The 20,258-nt window shown below is 70.8% G+C and carries 17 protein-coding genes; 10 read left to right on the top strand and 7 right to left on the bottom strand.

Going from position 1 to position 20,258, the window contains the following annotated elements:
• Positions 1 to 20: 20 nt before the first annotated feature.
• The 3 genes from IEZ12_RS01815 to IEZ12_RS01805 all read right to left on the bottom strand — a co-directional run bounded on the left by IEZ12_RS01815 (position 21) and on the right by IEZ12_RS01805 (position 2,973).
• Complete coding sequence (locus IEZ12_RS01815; RefSeq protein WP_189270421.1) at positions 21 to 1,043, bottom strand: metal ABC transporter permease; 1,023 nt, start codon at positions 1,041 to 1,043, stop codon at positions 21 to 23.
• Positions 1,040 to 1,864 (bottom strand): metal ABC transporter ATP-binding protein, encoded by an 825-nt coding sequence (locus IEZ12_RS01810; RefSeq protein WP_229847144.1) that lies wholly within the window; start codon positions 1,862 to 1,864, stop codon positions 1,040 to 1,042. The genes IEZ12_RS01815 and IEZ12_RS01810 overlap by 4 nt, the downstream gene beginning before the upstream one ends.
• Before the next feature lie 149 nt (positions 1,865 to 2,013).
• Positions 2,014 to 2,973: a metal ABC transporter substrate-binding protein gene (locus tag IEZ12_RS01805; RefSeq protein WP_189270420.1), complete on the bottom strand. Its 960-nt coding sequence runs from the start codon at positions 2,971 to 2,973 to the stop codon at positions 2,014 to 2,016.
• A 401-nt stretch (positions 2,974 to 3,374) separates the two neighbouring features.
• Between IEZ12_RS01805 and IEZ12_RS01800 the strand changes: the two genes are divergently transcribed.
• Positions 3,375 to 4,757 (top strand): glycine--tRNA ligase, encoded by a 1,383-nt coding sequence (locus IEZ12_RS01800; RefSeq protein WP_043913898.1) that lies wholly within the window; start codon positions 3,375 to 3,377, stop codon positions 4,755 to 4,757.
• Between the two features lie 190 nt (positions 4,758 to 4,947).
• Here IEZ12_RS01800 and IEZ12_RS01795 read toward each other — a convergent pair whose 3' ends face one another.
• The 3 genes from IEZ12_RS01795 to IEZ12_RS01785 all read right to left on the bottom strand — a co-directional run bounded on the left by IEZ12_RS01795 (position 4,948) and on the right by IEZ12_RS01785 (position 9,027).
• Complete coding sequence (locus tag IEZ12_RS01795) at positions 4,948 to 5,682, bottom strand: hypothetical protein (protein ID WP_189270419.1); 735 nt, start codon at positions 5,680 to 5,682, stop codon at positions 4,948 to 4,950.
• A gap of 1,212 nt (positions 5,683 to 6,894) precedes the next feature.
• Positions 6,895 to 7,470 carry a riboflavin biosynthesis intermediates N-glycosidase gene (gene ybiA / locus IEZ12_RS01790; protein WP_189270418.1) on the bottom strand — a complete coding sequence of 192 codons (576 nt, stop codon included), beginning with the start codon at positions 7,468 to 7,470 and terminating at the stop codon, positions 6,895 to 6,897.
• A 123-nt stretch (positions 7,471 to 7,593) separates the two neighbouring features.
• Positions 7,594 to 9,027: an MFS transporter gene (locus IEZ12_RS01785; protein ID WP_189270417.1), complete on the bottom strand. Its 1,434-nt coding sequence runs from the start codon at positions 9,025 to 9,027 to the stop codon at positions 7,594 to 7,596.
• Positions 9,028 to 9,128: 101 nt separating this feature from the next.
• Here IEZ12_RS01785 and IEZ12_RS01780 point away from each other — a divergent pair, with 101 nt between their 5' ends.
• Positions 9,129 to 9,980 carry a helix-turn-helix transcriptional regulator gene (locus tag IEZ12_RS01780; protein WP_189270416.1) on the top strand — a complete coding sequence of 284 codons (852 nt, stop codon included), beginning with the start codon at positions 9,129 to 9,131 and terminating at the stop codon, positions 9,978 to 9,980.
• Between the two features lie 454 nt (positions 9,981 to 10,434).
• On the opposite strand, the gene IEZ12_RS01775 is transcribed toward IEZ12_RS01780, so the two are convergent.
• On the bottom strand, positions 10,435 to 10,935 hold the full coding sequence (locus IEZ12_RS01775; RefSeq protein ID WP_189270415.1) for a hypothetical protein: 501 nt from the start codon (positions 10,933 to 10,935) through the stop codon (positions 10,435 to 10,437).
• A gap of 135 nt (positions 10,936 to 11,070) precedes the next feature.
• Between IEZ12_RS01775 and IEZ12_RS01770 the strand changes: the two genes are divergently transcribed.
• From IEZ12_RS01770 to IEZ12_RS37560, 8 genes are all read left to right on the top strand, one after another.
• The gene (locus tag IEZ12_RS01770) at positions 11,071 to 12,342 is read left to right on the top strand and encodes a sensor histidine kinase (RefSeq protein WP_189270414.1); all 1,272 of its coding nucleotides are present in this window, start codon (positions 11,071 to 11,073) and stop codon (positions 12,340 to 12,342) included.
• Entirely contained in the window at positions 12,330 to 12,977 is a 648-nt protein-coding gene (locus IEZ12_RS01765) for a response regulator transcription factor (protein WP_043913889.1), read from the top strand. Before IEZ12_RS01770 ends, IEZ12_RS01765 begins: the two co-directional genes overlap by 13 nt.
• A 215-nt stretch (positions 12,978 to 13,192) precedes the next feature.
• Entirely contained in the window at positions 13,193 to 13,939 is a 747-nt protein-coding gene (locus IEZ12_RS01760; RefSeq protein ID WP_189270413.1) for a DUF4097 family beta strand repeat-containing protein, read from the top strand.
• 298 nt (positions 13,940 to 14,237) lie between these two features.
• Positions 14,238 to 15,344: a tRNA dihydrouridine synthase DusB gene (dusB, locus tag IEZ12_RS01755; protein WP_189270526.1), complete on the top strand. Its 1,107-nt coding sequence runs from the start codon at positions 14,238 to 14,240 to the stop codon at positions 15,342 to 15,344.
• A gap of 566 nt (positions 15,345 to 15,910) precedes the next feature.
• Positions 15,911 to 18,619: a pyruvate, phosphate dikinase gene (gene ppdK, locus IEZ12_RS01750; RefSeq protein ID WP_229847143.1), complete on the top strand. Its 2,709-nt coding sequence runs from the start codon at positions 15,911 to 15,913 to the stop codon at positions 18,617 to 18,619.
• Positions 18,620 to 18,890: 271 nt separating this feature from the next.
• Positions 18,891 to 19,406 (top strand): ribonuclease, encoded by a 516-nt coding sequence (locus IEZ12_RS01745; RefSeq protein ID WP_189270411.1) that lies wholly within the window; start codon positions 18,891 to 18,893, stop codon positions 19,404 to 19,406.
• Between the two features lie 115 nt (positions 19,407 to 19,521).
• Positions 19,522 to 20,034 (top strand): hypothetical protein, encoded by a 513-nt coding sequence (locus tag IEZ12_RS01740; protein WP_189270410.1) that lies wholly within the window; start codon positions 19,522 to 19,524, stop codon positions 20,032 to 20,034.
• Positions 20,031 to 20,258, top strand: a 228-nt coding sequence (locus IEZ12_RS37560; protein WP_229847142.1) for a transcriptional regulator, incomplete at its 3' end; no start/stop codon positions are given. The genes IEZ12_RS01740 and IEZ12_RS37560, both read left to right, overlap by 4 nt.

The following is a 20,258-nucleotide window of genomic DNA, read 5'->3' as shown; positions in this document are numbered from 1 at the left end:
GGTCGGCTGGGTTTCGCACATCATTGTGCCAGCCCCCGACTTGACAGCGTCTCCCCCGACAGCGGCGCCTTCACCGCCGCGCCCGCTGCTGCGCGGGTGGTGTCCGCTGCGTCTTCTGTGCCGTCGGCGCTCAGGCTCTGGGCGCTCAGGCTCTGGGCATTCGGGTTCTGGACGGGCAGGGCGACGTCGCAGACCGCCGGGCCGTGTTCGGCGGCGGCCCGGTGCCGGTGTCGGCGCTTGGCCAGCGGCGCGGCGATCGCGCTGAACAGGGCGAAGGCCAGGATGGCCAGGATCACGATGGTGGGGCCGGAGGGCAGGTCGGCCTCGTAGGAGGTGCCGACGCCGAGCAGGGCCGTCACCACGCCGACGCTCACCGCGGCGGCCTGGGTGGCCGCGAAGGAACGCGTCAGCTGCTGGGCCGCCGCGACCGGGACCACCATCAGCGCGCTGACCAGCAGCAGACCGACCACCCGCATGGCGACCGTCACGGTGACCGCGGCCATCACCGCCAGCAGCAGGTTGAGCACCCGCACCGGCAGGCCGGTGACCCGGGCGAACTCCTCGTCCTGGCACACCGCGAACAGCTGGCGGCGCAGGCCCGCCGTGACCGCGACGACAACGGCCGCCAGGCCGCCGATCACCGCCAGGTCGCCGGGGGAGACGGTGAGGATGGAGCCCCACAGGTAGCTCTCCAGGCTGCCGGAACCGGCCTGGCTGCTCATCGAGACCAGCAGCTTGCCGCCGGCCATGCCGCCGTAGAACAGCATCGCCAGGGCGATGTCGCCGCGCTGGTTGCCGCGCGCGCGGACCAGCTCCATCACGATCGCGCCGAGCACGCAGACCAGCACGGCCATCCAGATCGGGTTGGCCTGGAACAGGAAGCCGAGGCCGACACCGGTCAGCGCGACGTGCCCGATGCCGTCGCCCATCAGCGCCTGGCGGCGCTGCACCAGGTAGATGCCGACCGAGGGGGCGGTGATGCCGACCAGCAGGGCGGCGAGGAAGGCCCGCTGCATGAAGTCGGGTTGGAACATCTCGATCATGCCAGCAGCCCCTGGGTGGTGCGGTGGTGGTCGTCCGCATGCGGGTGGACGTGGTCGTGGCCGGGCAGCGCGTGCTGGCCGACGCCCCGCGGCGGCGGCCCGTCGTGTGCGACACAGCCGTCGCGCAGCACCACGGCCCGGTCGATCAGCGGCTCCAGCGGGCCGAGTTCGTGCAGCACCAGGAGCACTGCGCAGCCGCGCTCCACCTCGCTGCGCAGGATGTCGGCGAGTACCTGCTGGCTGTCCACGTCGACGCCGGCCATCGGCTCGTCCATGATCAACAGGTCGGGCAGTCCGACCAAGGCACGGGCGATCAGCACCCGCTGGTGCTGCCCGCCGGACAGGTTGGTCACCCCGTCGCCGGCCCGGTCCAGCATGCCGACGGAGGCCAGCGCCCGGTCCACCGCGTCGCGGTCCTTGCGACGGAACGGCAGCAGCCCGTGCTGCGGCAGCCGACCGGTGGAGACCACCTCGCGGACCGTGGCCGGCACCCCGCCGGCCGCGGTGGTGCGCTGCGGCACGTACCCGATCCGGTGCCAGTCCCGGAACCTGCGCAGCGGCCGCCCGAACAGCTCCAGGCTGCCCTGCTCCAGCGGCACCGACCCTATGACGCTCTTCACGGTGGTGGACTTGCCGGATCCGTTGGCGCCCAGCAGTGCCACCACTTCGCCCGGCCGGACGGTGAGATCGACGCCGCGCAGCACCGGCCGACCACCGACGGTGGCGACCGCGCCCCGGAGGCTGACGACCGCCGGCCCGGTGTCCTCACCGGAGGACGGCCGCAGCCGGTCGGAGTCTGCCGTGGAGATGACAGTACTCATGGTGTTCCTCGCTCGGCTCGCGCCGCTTGGTCTCGGGTCGATCGGTCGGGTGGGGTCGGTCGGATGTTCGGATGTGGGGTCGGTTCGGGTGGCCGCTGTGGTCCGTGCTGGCCGGTGCGCCGGTTGGGCGGTCGGGCCGTTCGGACCGGTCAGCTCGCGCCGAGGGCGGCCTTCAGGTTGTCGAGGTTCTGCCGCATGACCGAGAAGTAGTCGTTCTTGGTCGGGTCCTTGATCCCTTCCAGGGGGTCGAGCACGGCCGTCTTCAGCCCGAGGTCGGCAGCCACGGTGTCGGCCAGCTTGGGACTGACCAGGGCCTCGAAGAACACGGTGGTCGCACCGTTGTCCTTTGCGGCACGCTGGATCGCGGCCAGCCGGGACGGGGTGGGCTCGGCCTCCGGGTCGACGCCGTTGATCGCCACCTGGTTCAGGCCGTAGTGGTCGGCGAGGTACCCGAAGGCGGCGTGGCTGGTGATGAAGGTCTTGGTCTTGACGTTCTGCAGGCCGTCCCGGAACTCCTGGTCCAGGGCGGCCAGTTGGGCGACCACCTGGTCGGTGTTGCGCTGGTAGTCGGCGGCGTTCGCCGGGTCCACCTGGGCGAGTTCCGCGCCGACGCTCTTCGCGACCGCCGCGTACCGGGTCGGGTCCAGCCAGATGTGCGGGTCGCCGGCGGCGTCGGTGTGCTCGTGCTCGCCGTCGTGGCCGTCGGCCTCGCTGGTGCCCTCGTCCAGGTGGTGGTCCACCAGCGGGGAGGCGGCGGTGGCGTCCACCACATGCTTGGGGTGGGTCTGCGCCACGGCCTTGTCCACGGTCGGCTGCAGGCCCTTGAGGTAGATCGCGGTGTCGGCCCGCTGCACGGCCGCGACCTGCTTGGCCGTCAGCTCCAAGTCGTGCGGCTCCACGCCGGCGGCGGTCAGGCCGGTGACCTTGACGTGCTCGCCGCCGATCTGCCGGGCCAGGAACTCCATCGGGTAGAACGACGCCACCACGTTCAGCTTCCCGCCGTCGCTACCGGCCGCGCTGCTGGTGCCGCCACAGGCGGACAGCAGGAGCGCGCCAACCGCTGTCGCGGCGGTGAGGGCTATCGAGGTCGACAGGCGGCGAATCTTCATGACAACGATTCTCATCTTATGTGGAAATGATTGTCAACTTGCGTTCGGGGGGATCGGGGTCACACTTCCACCCCGGCGACCTTCCGCGAGCCGGTGCCGACGGCCCCGTGCGCCGCCGTCCGCCGCCTGCGCGCCGCCCGCGGGTTGGGCTGGCGCGGGACCTGGAGTGGGGCCCGGGGCGGGATCGGAGCCGGGGCCGGAGTTGCGACCGGAATCGGCACCTGTGACCGGCGCCAACACGCCGGAACGTACGCGGCTGTTCACTGCGATCCGGCCTCCCGGCCGCCTGTCCGCGCCACTATCGAGTTGAATCCCGCCCCCGCATGCCCGGTACCCTGAGTTTCTTCGGGCGCGCGCAACCAGCCGCGCCCTGACCGTGCCGTCGTACTGAAGAGAGCACTGTGGCCGCCGACAAGATCGACACGATCGTCAGCCTGAGCAAGCGCCGTGGCTTCGTCTACCCCTGCAGCGAGATCTACGGCGGTACTCGCGCCGCCTGGGACTACGGTCCGCTGGGAGTCGAGCTCAAGGAGAACATCAAGCGCCAGTGGTGGCGTGCGATGGTCACCGCTCGGGAGGATGTCGTCGGTATCGACTCCTCGGTGATCCTCGCCCGCGAGGTCTGGGAGGCCTCCGGCCACGTCGCCACCTTCAACGACCCGCTGACCGAGTGCCTCTCCTGTCACAAGCGCTTCCGCGCCGACCACCTGGAAGAGGCCTACGAGGCCAAGCACAAGAAGCTCCCGGCCAACGGCCTGGCCGACATCAACTGCCCGAACTGCGGCAACAAGGGCGCCTTCACGGAGCCCAAGGAGTTCTCGGGCATGCTGAAGACGCACCTCGGTGTCACCGAGGACGCGTCCGGCCTGGCCTACCTCCGCCCGGAGACCGCGCAGGGCATCTTCACCAACTTCCGCGCCGTGCAGACCACCTCGCGCAAGAAGCCGCCGTTCGGCATCGCCCAGGTCGGCAAGAGCTTCCGCAACGAGATCACGCCCGGCAACTTCATCTTCCGCACTCGCGAGTTCGAGCAGATGGAGATGGAGTTCTTCGTCAAGCCGGGCGAGGACGAGACCTGGCACGAGTACTGGCTCGAGCAGCGCTGGAACTGGTACGTGGACCTCGGTCTGCGCACCGAGAACATGCGCTTCTTCGAGCACCCCAAGGAGAAGCTGTCCCACTACGCCAAGCGCACGGTGGACATCGAGTACCGCTTCAACTTCGGCGGTAGCGAGTTCTCCGAGCTCGAGGGTCTCGCCAACCGCACCGACTACGACCTGACGGTGCACAGCGAGGCCTCCGGCCAGGACCTGAAGTACTTCGACCAGGACGCGAACGAGCGGTACTACCCGTACGTCATCGAGCCCGCCGCCGGCCTTAACCGCGCCATGCTGGCCTTCCTGATCGACGCCTACTTCGAGGACGAGGCGCCGAACGCCAAGGGCGTCATGGAGAAGCGCGTCGGCATGCGGCTCGACCCGCGCCTGGCCCCGGTCAAGGTCGCGGTGCTCCCGCTGTCCCGCAACGCCGACCTCTCCCCGAAGGCCCGCGGCCTGGCCGCCGACCTGCGTTCCGCCTGGAACGTCGAGTTCGACGACGCCGGTGCGATCGGCAAGCGCTACCGCCGCCAGGACGAGATCGGTACGCCGTTCTGCGTCACCGTCGACTTCGACACCCTCGAGGACAACGCGGTGACCGTTCGCGAGCGTGACACCATGGCGCAGGAGCGTGTGTCGCTCGACCAGGTGAAGTCCTACCTGGGCGCCCGCCTGATCGGCTGCTGACGCCGCACCGCCCGGTGCATCCCACCGGCTGAGCATCACCTCCGGCTCCCGGCCCGCGAATTCGAGTTCGCAGGCCGGGAGCCGTGGCTTTTCCGGCGGGGGCGTTTTCCCTGTGCCAGGGCGGCGACAGCCGCGGTGTTCACCGATGCCCGGTGTCCGACGGTCGGCGCTTCGAGCGTCGACCGGCAGGTCAGCGGCGCTGGCGGGACCGGGAGCGGGGACGCGGCGCCGGTTGGGTCGGCAGCCCACCGGTGCGCAGCGCGGCGAACACGCTGCGGGCCCGGCTCTCCTCCAGGTCGTCGGCGGCGAACAGCAGGGTGTCGTACAGCTCGGTCGCCCCCTGGATCGCGGCGCCGAACCTGCCGATGTCGCTCGCGGATCGCAGCCGCACCAGCTCGCCGACCAGCTCCATCGCGGTTTCTTCGTTCAACGCGCCGGCGATCGCGGCGACCTCGTTGATCGGCCGACCTGCCGCCTGCCGCAGCAGGTGGCGCACATCGTCGGTCCGCCCGGCGGCCTTCAAGTGCTGTGCCAGCTCGGCGAGTTCCTCTGCCGGTGCGGAGGCGCGCTCCCACAGCAGGGTCTGGCCGTCGGCTGACTGGCCGGACTGTTCCAGGGCGGCCAGCAGTGCCGGCAGGGCCGCCGAACTCGCCGACCACAGCGTGTGGAAGAGGTCGGCCGCCTCGTCGATCATCCCGTCGCGACGCAGTACCGCGAGTGTGGCCGCCGCGTGCTCCGGAGCGCCGGCGGAGACCGAGCGTGCCAGGTAGGTGGAGGAGCCCGTCGGGCCGTTCTCCTGGAGCAGGGTGGCCAGCCGAGCCACGTCCTCCGGCGTGATCATCACGGCCACCTGGCGCACGATGGCCGCCGACTCATGTGTGGCGCCTTGCTGGTGCAGTCCGCTGATGCGCTGCACCAGGGCCACCAGTTCCACCGTCGTCCGCGGCCGCAGTTGGCCGGGCGGCTGTGTCGGGTCTTCGACCCCGTGGGGCCCGCCATGGTTCGGGGCAGCGGGGCCGCGCCCCGGGGCAGCCGGGCTGTGTCCCGGGTCGGCGGCGCCGTGCCCTGGGGCAGCCGAGCGGAAGCGATCGCCGTTGTGGCCGACGGCCTGCGCCGCCGGGGCGGATGCCCTGCCGGCGGGTGCGGCACCTGCCGCGGCGCCGGCTTCGGAGGACCGAGGGTTCCACGCGCCGGCGGTGCCCTGGGGCTGAGCGGGGCGTTCTGCGTGCGGGCGTTCCGCGCGGGGGAACTCGGCGGGGCGCGGGCTGCCAACGGCCTGGCCCGGTATGCCGGTTCCGGCCCAGGAGGCCTGTTCCGTCGCCGCCTCGCGGCGGTCGGCACCGAGGCGGGCGCGGTTCGGAACGGTCCCCGCGGTCGGAGCGGCGGCCCCCGGGCCCGGTCGTCCGGCGGGCACGCCGCGTCCGACGGGCGTCCCGGGGTGGTTCGCGTCGAAGCGGGCGGCGGGCGAATGCGGCCGCTGTTGGGGGATCGGAGAGGCGCCCCAGCCCGAAGGGGCGTTCGTGCGCTGCTGCTCTGCGGAGCCTGTCGGGACATGGTCCGGGTGGCGGGGCGGCTCGGCGAACGACCGGCCGGCCAGCAGGCGGTCTTCTGCCGCCAGCAGCCGGTCACTCAGTTCGAGGCAGCGTGCACCGAGGCCTTCGCGAAGGTTCTGGGCCTGGGAAAGTTGCCGGAGCAGTTCGGGGTCGGGCTGGCGGGACGGGCGGCCGGACCCGGGGGCGTGGTCGGATTCGTGGCCGGCCCGGAGTGCTTCGCTGAGCCTGCGTTCGCGCTGTGCGGCGAACTGCCGTGCCCTGAGCAGTTCGTCCAGCTCGGCTCTGAGTGTCTGGACATCGGCCGACTCCGGCCCCCGATCGCCTACGGTCATCGCGCCCCGCCCTGGCCTTTCCACGGGGTCCCCCGATTGGCCCCCGCCACTACGACTGGTGGCCATCCTGGTGCTGCCGTACGGCGGCCACGTTACGGGAGTAAGTCATAACGTTTTCGAGACGGAAATGCGAGTGGCGATGCGCCCGGAGGCCGACGAGTTTTGCGGACGGCCGTCAACTGCCGTCCGACTCGCCCCACTTGCGGGGATAGGGGCCACTATTCGCAGCTGTGGAGAATGGCTGATGAGACGTCAGTTCGCCAGTCGGGCCCGCGCTTCCATCAGTGCGAAACCGAGCAGGTTCAGCCCGCGCCACTGCGACGGCGAATTCGCCTGCTCGCTGTCGGCCGCCAGCCCGATGCCCCAGATCCGGTCGAGTGGGCTGGCCTCCACCAGGACACGCGTCCCGGTGCGGAGCAGGTAGTCGCGAAGCCGTTCGTCCTGTCCGAACTTGGCGATGTTGCCTGTCACCACCAGTTCGAAGCGGTGCGCCTCCCAGGCGTCCTGGTCGAAGTCCTTGACCAGGCGGCCCAACTTCTGTGCCTCGGCGGGCGTCCGGGCCCGGAGGATGCGCGGGACGCTCTCCTCGTCGCCGAACAGCCGTGCCTTGCCGGCCATCATCCAGTGCTCGGCGGTGAGGTACTCGACTCCGTCGACGGTGAACGGCGACGGGGTCCACTGGCTGAAGACACCGGCCCCGATCTGTCCGTTCCCCGGCGGCTGGTGGCGCCAGAAGAACAGGTACTTGGGGCTGCTCCCGGACTCGATCGCGGCCACCAGCTGCTCTCGGGTCCGTGCGTCGCTCGTAAGGATGGTCGGATTCGCCATAGCGCCATCCTTGCACCGCCGCGGCGGCCGGGCCCGGCATTATTCGCGGGCCACGGCCTCCGCCGGTTCGGCCCGTCGTGGGCCCGGTGTTCGCTCCGATCCCGGCTCGGCGGGGTGCGGGCATCAGCCGACCGAGCGCGGCAGGCGGATGCTCAGCCAGCAGATGACGAGGGAACCGAGCGCCTGGATGCCGAGCACCAGGGCCAGCGCGTTCGCCATTCCCAGGGTGGGGGCCATGGCGATGAAGAGAGTCCCGAGCGTGGCCACTCCCAGGGCCAGGCTGGACTGCTGAGTGGTCGCCAGCACCCCGCTGCCGACCCCCGCGCGTTCGGCGGGAACCCGGGAGAGCACCACCCGGAACAGGGGCATGCTCACCAGGCCCTGTCCGATGCCGGCGAGTGCCACGCCGGGCAGCATCCGGAGCGGGGAGAAGTGCGACCAGTCGCCGAGTGCGGTGGCGATCAGAGTGATCAGGCCGAGGCCCTGGATCACTGCGCCGCCTGTGATGACCCGGCTGCCGAAGCGGCCGACCAACCGCGGCCCGGCCAGCGAGGCACCGAAGTAGCCGACCGCCATCGGCACCAGGGCCCAGCCTGCGGCGACCGGGCCCCGGTGCAGCCCGTCCTGCAGCAGCAGGGCGATCACGAACATGAAGCCGCCGAATCCGGTGAAGTAGGGCACGGCCACGCCGAGGCCGCGCCGCATCTCCGGAATCCGCAGGAGCGAGAGCGGGACGAGAGGAACCCGCCCTTCCCGCTCGGCCCGTCGCTCCACCGCCAGGAATGTTGCGGCGAGGACGGGGAACGCCGCCAGGGACACCCAGGTCCAGAGCGGCCAGCCGAGGGCCCGGCCCTCCATCAGGGGAACGAACAGTGCCAGCAGAGCTGCCGTGAGCAGCAGGGTGCCGGGAAGGTCCACGCCGGCGGCCCGTTCCGCCCGGCTCTCCGGGACATGACGCGCCGCCAGGACCGCGGTGAGCAGCGCGAAGGGGACGTTCAGCAGGAACACGGCGCGCCAGCCGGTGCCGAAGAGGTCCGCCGAGACCAGGAACCCGCCGAGGACCTGGCCGATCACCACCGAGATGCCGCCGACGGCTCCGTAGATGCCGAGGGCTCGAGCGCGCTGCTGACCGCTGGTGGTGGCGGTGATGGTGGCGAGGACCTGGGGGAGCAGCAGAGCGGCGGAGGCTCCCTGGGTGACCCGGGCGGCAACCAGGGTCCATGCGGTGGGGGCGACACCGCAGGCGAGTGAGGTGACGGTGAAGGCGGAGGCTCCGGCGATGAACAGCCGCCGTCGGCCGAAGGCGTCGCCCAGCCGCCCGCCCAGGACGAGCAGGACGGCGAAGGCGATGCCGTAGCCCGCCGCCACGAGTTCCAGGACGGCGGGGCCGGCGACCAGATCGTGGTCGATGGTCGGCAGCGCGACATTCACTATGAAGAAGTCAAGCAGCGGAAGGAAGGCGCCCAGAAGGACGATGATCAGGCCGGCGGCGCCCAGTCCGGGTGCCGCGGGCCGGGCCGGCGACGAGATCTGCGGTAGCAATGTCTGCTGAGTCACGGGTACTACGATGAGGCTCCTCTCAGCCTGGTACCAGGCGGTGTTTATCCAGGTATAAGCAGTGCCTGGCAACAGGATCTGTGGTGGTCCACCCTGGTGCCATGGCTATCTCCACGGACCTTCACACCTCCGCCGACGACAGGCGGCACGAACTGGCCACGTTCTTGCGGAGCCGCCGGGAACGCATCTCGCCCGAACAGGTCGGCCTGCCTGCCGTCGGACGCCGTCGCACCCCGGGGCTGCGCCGCGAGGAGGTCGCCGGTCTCGCCGCGGTCGGGGTCACCTGGTACACGTGGCTGGAACAGGGGCGGGACATCCAGGTGTCGGTCCAAGTCCTGGACGCGGTGGCCCGGGCTCTGCTGCTCGATCGCACCGAGCGGTCGCACCTGTTCGCGCTGGCCGGTGCCGAGGACCCGACGCCGGTGAAGGAATGCTCCACCGTCTCCTCGGCGATCCGGGCCGTGGTCGACCAACTCGACCCGTTCCCGGCCGTGGTGATCAGCAGCCGGTTCGACATCCTCGCGTACAACCGGGCGTACACCTGGCTCGTCGGGGACTTGGACACGATCCCCGAAGAGGATCGCAACATCATGTGGATGATCTTCACTGACACTCCAATCGCGAGGAACCTGGCGGACCTGGCGGCCGCCAGAGCAGGGGTGGTGGCGCGCTTCCGGACCGTGATGGCCGACCACGCGGCGGAACCCGCCTGGAAGACGCTGGTCGGTCGGCTGCGCAAGGTCTCCCCGGACTTCGAAGAGGCCTGGGAACGCCACGAGGTGGCGGGGATGGTCAACGGGTTCAAGCAGTTCGTGCTGCCCGAGGTCGGCCTGCTGCGCTTCGAGTACACGAACCTGTGGCTGGGCCCCAGGAGCGGCACTCGGCTGGTCGGGTACGTGCCCCACGACCAGGACACCCGGGACCGGCTCCACCAACTGGCCAGTGCCCGCTGACCGCTGACCGGGCGCCGAGGTGCGGACGGCGAACCGCCCGAACCCGGGCCGGACCGTCCGAGCGCCACCGAACAGCACAGGGCAGCGAGCGGAAGCTCCGCACAGACGGCCATCAGCAGGGCCGCCACCAGCTCGGGCCCGGGTGCCGCCGTCGCCACGTCGCAGCCGGCATCGGCGACCAGCAGCACGGCAGCCGTCCAGGCCGTCCAGCGCGGCCGCCGGCCCTGCCGAAGCAGGATGGCGCTGGCCGACAGCGCCGCCGACTCGACCACGTCGAGCACGGCCCAGGTCGACCCGCCCGGCAGGGTGGCCAGCAGCGCCGCCCAGGGCAGCAGGACCACCCCGCAGCTCAGGAGCAGCAACTCCACCCACACCGGCCGGAACCGCAGGCCCAGGCCCTCGGGTCGGACCGGACGCACGCCGCTGGCTCGGACGAGGGCCGAAGCGAACGCGCTCATGCCGCCCTCCCCGACTCCGGGCGCTCCGCGTGGCCCGACAGCCCGCAGACCAGGGCCCAGCGGAAGTCGCCGGCGGCCGAGGCGAACCAGAAGCGCCCTGCCGTCCGCACGACATCGGCCGGCACCGCGCGGCGGCGCAGCCCGCCGGCGCGGAAGAGCACCGGCCGGGGTGCGGCGCCCGGTGGCCATCGGCCCCACGCGCACGAGACCGACCCTTCGTCCGGTCCACCGGCCCGGCCGCGCCGCGCGCCGCGCAACTGGGCGTCACCGAGCGAGGACTCGACCACCACGTCGAGCAACTCGCCGTACTCGTACACCTCCATGGCCGGGCGGCGGCCGGCGCGCAGGCGCACCGACCAGGGGCCGACTGCGGCGAGCAGGCCCATCTGGCCCGCACCGTCGATGAGTTCGGGACCGGCCGGCGGGAACTCCAGGGCGGCGCCACCGGCGACACCGAGCGGGCTGCGGCCACAACGCATCAGGTTCGTATTCGTCATGCCGTCAAGAATCCTGTGGTGCAACGATCTTGTCGGTAGCGTGCGGCTCCGTCTTTGGGGTGTAGCCAGGTACACCCCAAAGACGGAGGCCCGGGCCATGGAAGCCGAGATCGGCGCGGCCCTACGCTGTGCCGCATGTTCCAGTCGAAGATCCAGTCGCGGCCCGTCCGGGCGGCCGACCCCGGCGCGGTCGTCCCCGCGGCGCTCCGTGCTGTCCGGGAGCGCGCGCCATGGTCCGCGGGCACTCGACGGGATTCGCTGTTCCTGGCAGCCGGCCTCCCGCTGGGCCTGCCCTGCATCATCGTCCTCAGCCTGCCGGGGACGTCACTGCTGGTCGGGCTGCTCCTGCTGGTGGTCCTGCTCGACCTGTCGACCACTGTCCAGCGCAGCCGGGTCCGCACCCTGCGCGGCCTGGAGATCCCCGGCCGACTGCCGCCGGGCGCAGGCTGGCTGCCCCGTCTTCGCGCGGGGTTGACGTGGCGTCAGGCCACCCACCACTTCCTCGTGGCGCCGCTCCAGACGTTCTGCGCCGCTCTCGTCCTCGGCCTCTGGGGCACCTCCCTCGTGCTGCTCAGCTTCTTCGGCTGGGTCTGGCTGCTTCCGATGGGCAACCCGGTGCGGTCCGGAGCCGGCTGGACGATCGAGGGGGCGGTGATCACCCTCGGCGGCCTCCTCCTGCTGTTCCTGACCCCATGGCTGGTCGCCCTGCTCGCCGCGCTCGACCTCTGGACGGTCCGCGCCCTGCTCGGCCCCAACCGCGCGGAGGTGCTGGAACGCCGCGTCGAACACCTCGCCCAGAGCCGGGTGGACGTGGTGGACGCCGCCGACGCCGAACGCCGCCGGATCGAACGGGACTTGCACGACGGCGCACAGCAACGACTGGTCTCGCTCGCCATGAACCTCGGCCTCGCCCGGCGCACCCTCAAGGACATCCCACCCGAGGCGATGGAGGTCATCGTCACCGCCCACGAAGAGGCCCAGGCCGCCATCAAGGAACTGCACGACCTGGTCCGGGGCCTGCACCCCGCCGTACTGGAGGACCGCGGGCTCGATGCGGCCCTCTCCGGCGTCGCCGCGCGCAGCCCCGTTCCCGTGCACCTCGCGGTCGACCTGCCGGGCCGGATAGCCCCCACCGTGGAGGCGGTCGCGTACTTCACGGTCTCCGAGGCGCTGGCCAACGCCGCCAAGCATGCCAAGGCCTCCCGGGTCGACCTCGTCCTGCGCCAGGCCGCCGGCCGGCTGCTCATCACCATCGCCGACGACGGCATCGGCGGCGCGGATGCCACCCGCGGCACCGGGCTCGTCGGCCTGCGCAAGCGCGCCGCGTCCGTGGACGGATCACTTGCCATCACCAGCCCCCGTGGGGGCCCCACCACTATCACCATGGAGCTGCCATGCGAGCTGTGATCGCCGAGGACTCCGTCCTGCTGAGGATCGGCATCGTCAAGGTGCTGGAGAGCGAAGGCTACGAGGTGGCCGCGGCCGTCGAGGACGCTGAGGCATTGCTCGCCGCGGTCGAGGAGCACCGCCCGCAGATCGTCGTCGCGGATGTCCGGATGCCACCCGGATTCACCGACGAGGGAGTCCGCGCCGCGCTGATGATCCGCCAGCAGTGGCCGGACACCGCGGTCGTGCTGCTCTCCCAGTTCGTCGAGGAGCGCTACGCGGCCGATCTGCTGGCCAAGAACACCAGCGGCGTCGGCTACCTGCTCAAGCAGCGGGTCGCCAACGTCGACGAGTTCGTGGAGGCACTCCAGCGAGTGGCCGAGGGCGGCACCGCCCTCGACCCCGAAGTGGTCGCCCAGCTGTTGCTGCGCCGCGACCGCGATCCGCTGCACCGGCTGACGCCCCGCGAGCGGGACGTACTGGCGCTGATGGCCGAAGGACGCTCCAACACGGCGATCGCCGAGTCCCTGGTGGTCAGCGACAGCGCGGTCTCCAAGCACATCAACTCCATCCTCACGAAGCTCGACCTCCCGCCCGCCGAGGACACGCATCGGCGGGTCCTCGCGGTGCTCCGGTTCCTGGAGATCAGCCAATGACCCGACGATCCGCCGCAGGGTCGGAGCCGGAGCCGGAGCCGGAGCCGGAGCCGGAACCGGAGCCGAGGCCTGGGCGCGGGCCGGGCCCGGGGCCGGTTTCGAAGCCGCACCCGGCCGATGAGGGCCGCCTCGCCCGGTGGCTGCCGACACCCGGTCCGGACGTCCCGGCTGCCGGGCTGCGTCCGGGCGAGCGCCGCGTCTGGCGAGTCATCGGGGTGCTGGTACTTGCCTGCGCCCTGGTGGGCGGCGCCGCCACCACCGGTGCCGCGCTGGTCCAGCAGGACACTGTCCGGGAGCGGTCGTACTTCGAAGCGATCGACCGGCTCGACATCGACTCCGGGCCGGCCCTGGTCACAGTGCGGGCCGGCGGCACCGATCGGGTGATCGTCACCGAGCGCGTGGGCTGGTCCCTGCGCAAGCCCACCGTGAACGAGCAGATCGAAGGGGACACGCTGTCGGTGTCCGTCGACTGTCTGGCTGCGAGCCGGCTGTTCGGCTGCGCCGTCGTCCTGGAGATACAGGCCCCGGCGGCGACGGCGGTCAAATCCCGCAGCGGTTCCGGACGGACGGAGATACTCGACATCTCCGGGGACACCTCGGCGGAGACCGGTTCCGGGCAGATCGAACTGAGCCGGGTCAGCGGTGCCATCTGGGCCAAGAGCGGCTCCGGTCAGATCATCGGCACCGGGCTGACATCGACGGAGACCAGAGCGTTCTCCTCCTCCGGCCAGGTCACCCTGCAGTACGACCGGCCGCCGACCTCGGTGACGGCCCGGCTGGCCTCCGGCAACCTCGTGCTGCAAGTCCCCGACGATCGCAGCCAGTACCGGATCGACCTCAGCAACGCAGGGGGCGACCAAGTGATCGATCAGTCCCTGCCGAACTCGTCCTCGTCAAGGGTGCTCGACGTCGTCACCGCCTCCGGCGCCGTCACCATCAACCGGATGGGCGACCACCACTGACCGGGTGCCCCGCCGGTGCCGGCACGGTGGACCCTGCTCCAGGCCTGCTTCCATCCCGGCCGCTTCCGACCGACCGCTTCTGATCGTCCGAGTCCGATCGTCCGAGCCCGAGCGGGGCTGTCCAACAGGGTCGGGCGGCCCGCTCGTCCGGTGGGGGAGAATGGAGAGTCCGGAACTCCCGCCGTTGGGGCCCTACCCGTTTGAGGATCTGCCGCGCATGACCATCACGCCCGACTCCGCCCAGGCAACTCCGGCAGCACCCGAAGCGCCGGAGTTCGCCCCGCTGAACATCGGGCCGATGCAGGTGTGGCCGCCGGTGGTGCTGGCCCCGATGGCCGGCATCACCAATGCCCCGTTCCGCACCCTGTGCCGGGAGCAGAGCGGTGGCCGTGGCCTGTACGTCTCAGAGATGATCACCACCCGGGCGCTGGTCGAGCGCAACGCCAAGACCATGCAGCTGATCAAGTTCGACCCGAGTGAGAAGCCCCGCTCGATCCAGCTGTACGGCGTGGACCCGGAGACCGTCGGCAAGGCGGCGCGGATGATCTCCGAGGAGGGCCTCGCCGATCACATCGACCTCAACTTCGGCTGCCCCGTCCCCAAGGTGACCCGCAAGGGCGGTGGCTCGGCGCTGCCGTACAAGCGCAACCTGCTGCGTGACATCCTGCGCCAGGCGGTCGGCAACGCGGGTGACCTTCCGGTCACCATGAAGATGCGCAAGGGCATCGACGACGACCACCTGACCTATCTCGACGCCGGCCGGATCGGTGCCGAGGAGGGCGTGGCCGCGATCGCCCTGCACGGCCGTACCGCCGCCCAGCACTACGGCGGCACCGCCGACTGGTCGGCCATCGCCCGGCTGCGCGAGTCCGTGCCGGCGGGCATCCCGGTGCTCGGCAACGGAGACATCTGGTCCGCCGATGACGCGGTGCGGATGATGCGCGAGACCGGCTGTGACGGCGTGGTGGTCGGCCGCGGCTGCCTCGGCCGCCCGTGGCTGTTCAGGGACCTGGTGTCGATCTTCGAGGGCGACGTCGACTACGCCCGCCCCACCTTCGCGTACGTGGCCCGTGCCATGGTCCGGCACGCCCAGCTGCTGGGGGAGTGGCTCGGTGACGAGGCCCGCGGTGTCATCGACTTCCGCAAGCACGTCGCCTGGTACACCAAGGGATTCTCGGTCGGCTCCGAACTGCGGGTGAAGCTCGCCAATTCCAGCTCGCTCTCCGAACTCGACGAGACCCTCGCGCTGGTCGACCAGGAGCAGAGCTGGCCGCTCGGCGCCGACGGCCCGCGAGGCCGTACCAGCGGCAACAACCGGGTGGTCCTGCCCGAGGGCTGGTTGGACGATCCGTACGAATGCGCTCGACTCAGCGAAGACGCCGAATCGGACACCTCCGGCGGCTGACCTGTACGGCCTGGCAAAAATTGCCTCGGTGGAAGCCTGGCCGAACCGGCCCAGGGGAGTTGTCCAAGATGGACAGTAGGGCTCCTCGAAGGCGAAATTCCGCAACGCAGGGCAATGGGTGTGTCAACAGAAAGCGACGGCGGGCGTAGGGATGCTCAGCTTGACAGCTGAGATGCGCCCGTGACGCTGGCCACATATCGTGGCGAGTGACGGCCAGTCAGCGGACTTCGCCAAGCTGTACAAGTCTGGATTGCTTCCCGAACGGGTCCTGCGGCGGATGGCGGTGGCTGGTTGCAGGAAATCAAGCCGGGGAAACGCGGTGGGGCGGATGCCGTCACTGTGTGTCCGGTTCGTATGAGCTTCGCGTGGCGATGTCTTCACTTCTTGAAGGCGCGCAAGCGTCACCCGGACGATTTCGGCAACGCAGGCAATCGTCCTGCCGGGCATTCGATCTGCTGGTCAACGGCCCGCTTCGCAGCTCGTACGACCTATTCGCTCCCCTAAACAGCCTTCGAAATGGGTATGTTCTCCGGCGTCAGGGCAACCGTGTGCGAGGAGAACGACCCGTGGCGGCGCAGCAGAAGTTTGTTTACTCCTTCACCGAAGGAAACAAGGACCTCAAGGATCTTCTCGGCGGGAAGGGTGCGAACCTCGCCGAGATGACCAACCTGGGCCTCCCCGTCCCTCCGGGGTTCACCATCACCACCGACGCCTGCAAGGTGTTCCTGGAGACCGGCACCGAGCCGGGCTCGCTGAACGAGGAGATCACCGGCCACCTGGTCGCCCTCGAGGCCCAGATGGGCAAGCGGCTCGGCCAGGCGGACAACCCGCTGTTGGTCTCGGTGCGGTCCGGTGCCAAGTTCTCCATGCCCGGCATGATGGACACCGTCCTGAACATCGGCCTCTCCGACGCCTCGGTGACTGGGCTCGCCGCCCAGTCCGGCAACGAGCGCTTCGCGTGGGACTCCTACCGCCGCTTGGTCCAGATGTTCGGCAAGACCGTGCTGGGCGTCGACGGCGAGCTGTTCGAAGAGGCGCTGGACGAGGCCAAGCACGCCAAGGGCACCGTCAACGATCTGGACCTCACCGCCGAGGACCTCAAGAAGCTGGTCGAGACCTTCAAGGCGATCGTGCTCCGGGAGACCGGCCGCGAGTTCCCGCAGGAGCCGCGCGAGCAGCTGGACCTGGCGATCCACGCGGTCTTCCACTCCTGGAACGGCGACCGGGCCCGCCTGTACCGCCGCCAGGAGCGCATCCCGAACGACCTGGGCACCGCCGTCAACATCTGCACGATGGTCTTCGGCAACCTTGGCGAGGACTCCGGCACCGGCGTCGCCTTCACCCGCGACCCCTCCACCGGCACCCAGGGCGTCTACGGCGACTACCTGCAGAACGCCCAGGGCGAGGACGTGGTGGCGGGCATCCGCAACACCCTCCAGCTGGCCGACCTGGAGCAGCTCGACAAGAAGTCGTACGACCAGCTGATGTCCATCATGCAGACCCTGGAGAACCACTACCGGGACCTGTGCGACATCGAGTTCACCATCGAGCGCGGCAAGCTCTGGATGCTGCAGACCCGGGTCGGCAAGCGCACCGCCGCTGCCGCGTTCCGGATCGCCGTCCAGCTGGTCGACCAGGGCCTGATCGACCTGGACGAAGCGCTGCACCGGGTCACCGGCGGGCAGCTCGCCCAGCTGATGTTCCCGCGCTTCGCCCCCACCTCCGAGACCCGGCCGGTCGCCTACGGCATCGCGGCCTCGCCCGGTGCGGCGGTCGGCAAGGTGGTCTTCGACTCCTACACCGCGGTGAAGTGGTCGCGCTCCGGCGAGAAGGTCATCCTGGTCCGTCGCGAGACCAACCCCGACGACCTGGAAGGCATGATCGCCGCCGAGGGCATCCTCACGTCGCGCGGCGGCAAGACCTCGCACGCGGCCGTGGTCGCCCGCGGCATGGGCAAGACCTGTGTCTGCGGCGCCGAGGAGCTGGAGGTCGACACCAAGAACCGCCGGTTCACCACCTCCGACGGCCAGGTCGTCCACGAGGGCGACGTGGTGTCCATCGACGGCGCCAACGGCAAGGTGTACCTGGGCGAGGTCCCGGTGCTGCCGTCCCCGGTGGTCGAGTACTTCGAGGGCACCCTGCACGCCGGCGCCGACGTGCAGGGCGGGCTGGTCCAGGCCGTGCACCGGCTGATGTCGCACGCCGACGGCCGCCGTCGTCTCGCGGTCCGTGCCAACGCCGACAACGCCGAGGACGCGAACCGCGCCCGCCGGTACGGCGCCCAGGGCATCGGCCTGTGCCGCACCGAGCACATGTTCCTCGGTGAGGAGCGCCGCAAGGAGGTCGAGCACCTGATCCTGGCGGACAACGACAAGGACCGCGAGGCCGCGCTGTCCAGCCTGCTGCCGCTGCAGAAGGGCGACTTCCTGGAGCTCTTCCAGTCGATGGACGGGCTTCCGGTGACGGTCCGGCTGCTCGACCCGCCGCTGCACGAGTTCCTGCCCGACTTCACCGAGCTGTCGGTGCGCGTCGCCCTCGCCGAGGCCCGCAAGGACCCGAACGAGAACGACCTGCGCCTGCTCCAGGCCGTCCACCGCCTGCACGAGGCCAACCCGATGCTGGGCCTGCGCGGCGTCCGCCTCGGCCTGGTCATCCCCGGCCTGTTCGGGATGCAGGTCCGGGCGATCGCCGAGGCCGCGGCCGAGCGCAAGCTGGCCGGCGGCGACCCGCGCCCCGAGGTGATGATCCCGCTGGTCGGCACCGTCCAGGAGCTGGAGCTGGTCCGCGACGAGTGCGAGCGGGTGCTCGCCGAGGTCTGCGCCTCCACCGGCGTCAACCTCGACATCAAGCTCGGCACCATGATCGAGCTGCCGCGCGCCGCCGTCACGGCCGGGCAGATCGCCGAGGCCGCGGACTTCTTCTCCTTCGGCACCAACGACCTGACCCAGACCGTGTGGGGCTTCTCCCGCGACGACGTCGAGGCCTCGTTCTTCACCGCCTACCTGGAGAAGGGCATCTTCGGCGTCAGCCCGTTCGAGACCATCGACCGTGACGGCGTCGGCTCGCTGGTCCGGAGCGCCGCGCAGGCCGGCCGGGCCACCCGCCCCGACCTGAAGCTCGGCGTCTGCGGCGAGCACGGCGGCGACCCCGACTCGGTCCACTTCTTCCACGAGGTGGGGCTGGACTACGTATCCTGCTCCCCCTTCCGGATTCCGGTGGCGCGCCTGGAGGCAGGCCGCGCCGCCATCGAGACGGCGGGAAGCGACTCGCGCTGACACGAAGCAGCGCGGATCACTGACCGCACCCCTCCACACCGGAGGGGCGTACGGCGGAGCTCGGCGCAGGAGAGCCGCCGTACGGAGCAGCCGGGGCGGGAACGGACAATGGCGTCCGTCCCCGCCCCGGCGGCATTTCTCCGGAACCGATCCACCACGTCCCGCAGCCCGGCGCCGACACTCTCCGATCGACGGGTGCCGGACGCGACGCTCGCCCGGGTACGCGCCGGCTTGCGCCGTTCGGGTGAGGCGGTACGGCAAGCTTGAGGCCATGAGCAGCCGCAATCGCCTGATCAGCCTCATCGTCCTGGTAGTCGCCGGCCTCGTCGCCACAGTGGTCGCCCTGCTGGACGGCGGGGGTGACACCGGCAGCCCGAGCGCCGTGAAGTCCCCGCCCGCGCCTGCCGCCACGGCGACCCGGAGCGGCACCACGGGCGCGCCCAAGCCGTCCGCCCCGGCGAAGTCGCCCACCGACCTGCCGACCTGGGTGCCCACCAGCACCGCGCTGGCCGACGTCTGCCGCAGCAAGCTGCCCTCGCAGGCCCTCGACACCCTCGGACTGATCGCCAAGGGCGGGCCCTACCCGTACCGCTCGGACGGCATCGTCTTCGAGAACCGGGAGAGCCGGCTGCCCCGCCAGAGCAGCGGTTACTACCACGAGTTCACCGTGGTCACCCCGGGGTCGGACGACCGCGGCACCCGGCGGGTCGTGACCGGCGGCGCCGGTGAGCAGTACTGGACGGCCGATCACTACGCCTCCTTCCAGGAGATCGATTCGCGCTGTTGACCTCACTACTGACGGTCCGTCGGAAAATTACTTTCCATCGCGGAAAGTATGTGCCAGAGTGACAGCACTTGATCCGGCAGTGGGCCGGGTCCGACGCGCACTGCTCGGGGGTTCGATGGCTGAGGACAGGCAGTTCACGCACGGAGACGCCGAAGGGATCCCGCCCGGAGGCACCCTCACGCCCGCCGAGGCGCTCGCCATCGCCGGGCGGGCCGAGGCCGCGGCCCGGCGGCCACAACCGCTGCCCTGGTGGTACGGGCCGGGCGTGGGTCTCTCGCTCGCTGCCTACGGGGCAGCGCTCGGGCAGTCCTTCGAGCGTCAGGCCCAGTGGCTGATACTGCTGTGCCCGCTCGGGCTGGTGCTGGTGCAGGCCTCGATAGTGCGGATAGCAATCCGCGCCCGCGGTGTCGCCGGGCTCGTCGAGCGCGGCTTCCCGCCGCACGCCGTGCGGGCGCTCGGTGCCGTTGTTCTGGTGGCGGCGCTGTCCGGCCTCGTCGCCTGGTTCGCCACCGGAGACCAGGGCTGGGTCGGAGCGGCCGTCGGCGCGGGCGGCGGCCTGACGCTGTGGGCCGCCATCGTCCTGATCAACCGCCACGTCAAGGAGCAGAGCATGAGCGACGCGCAGTGAACGGGCTCGACCCGGTTCTTCACCAGCCGACCAAGCTCACCGTCCTGGCCTTCCTCAGCGGGTGCCAGGAAGCGGAGTTCTCCGTGGTCCGTGACTACTGCCAGGTCTCGGACTCGGTGCTCAGCAAGACCGCGGCGAGCCTGGAGGCGACCGGCTACCTGCGGGCCCGCAAGGGCTATGTGGGGAAGCGGCCGCGCACCTGGCTCTCCGCGACCCGGGACGGT

The organism is Kitasatospora griseola (assembly GCF_014648555.1).
GTDB classification, from domain to species: Bacteria; Actinomycetota; Actinomycetes; order Streptomycetales; family Streptomycetaceae; genus Kitasatospora; species Kitasatospora griseola.
The sequence above is the reverse complement of the archived record's forward strand: the minus strand, read 5'-3'. Positions and strand labels throughout refer to the sequence as shown.

What these genes read in the sequence shown, in the direction of transcription:
- IEZ12_RS01815 (WP_189270421.1), bottom strand. Translation starts at nt 1,043, where the DNA reads ATGATCGAGATGTTCCAACCCGACTTCATGCAGCGGGCCTTCCTCGCC.
- IEZ12_RS01810 (WP_229847144.1), bottom strand. Translation starts at nt 1,864, where the DNA reads ATGAGTACTGTCATCTCCACGGCAGACTCCGACCGGCTGCGGCCGTCC.
- IEZ12_RS01805 (WP_189270420.1), bottom strand. Translation starts at nt 2,973, where the DNA reads ATGAAGATTCGCCGCCTGTCGACCTCGATAGCCCTCACCGCCGCGACA.
- ybiA (WP_189270418.1), bottom strand. Translation starts at nt 7,470, where the DNA reads ATGGCGAATCCGACCATCCTTACGAGCGACGCACGGACCCGAGAGCAG.
- IEZ12_RS01780 (WP_189270416.1), top strand. Translation starts at nt 9,129, where the DNA reads ATGGCTATCTCCACGGACCTTCACACCTCCGCCGACGACAGGCGGCAC.
- IEZ12_RS01775 (WP_189270415.1), bottom strand. Translation starts at nt 10,935, where the DNA reads ATGACGAATACGAACCTGATGCGTTGTGGCCGCAGCCCGCTCGGTGTC.
- IEZ12_RS01770 (WP_189270414.1), top strand. Translation starts at nt 11,071, where the DNA reads ATGTTCCAGTCGAAGATCCAGTCGCGGCCCGTCCGGGCGGCCGACCCC.
- IEZ12_RS01765 (WP_043913889.1), top strand. Translation starts at nt 12,330, where the DNA reads ATGCGAGCTGTGATCGCCGAGGACTCCGTCCTGCTGAGGATCGGCATC.
- dusB (WP_189270526.1), top strand. Translation starts at nt 14,238, where the DNA reads ATGCAGGTGTGGCCGCCGGTGGTGCTGGCCCCGATGGCCGGCATCACC.
- IEZ12_RS01745 (WP_189270411.1), top strand. Translation starts at nt 18,891, where the DNA reads ATGAGCAGCCGCAATCGCCTGATCAGCCTCATCGTCCTGGTAGTCGCC.
- IEZ12_RS01740 (WP_189270410.1), top strand. Translation starts at nt 19,522, where the DNA reads ATGGCTGAGGACAGGCAGTTCACGCACGGAGACGCCGAAGGGATCCCG.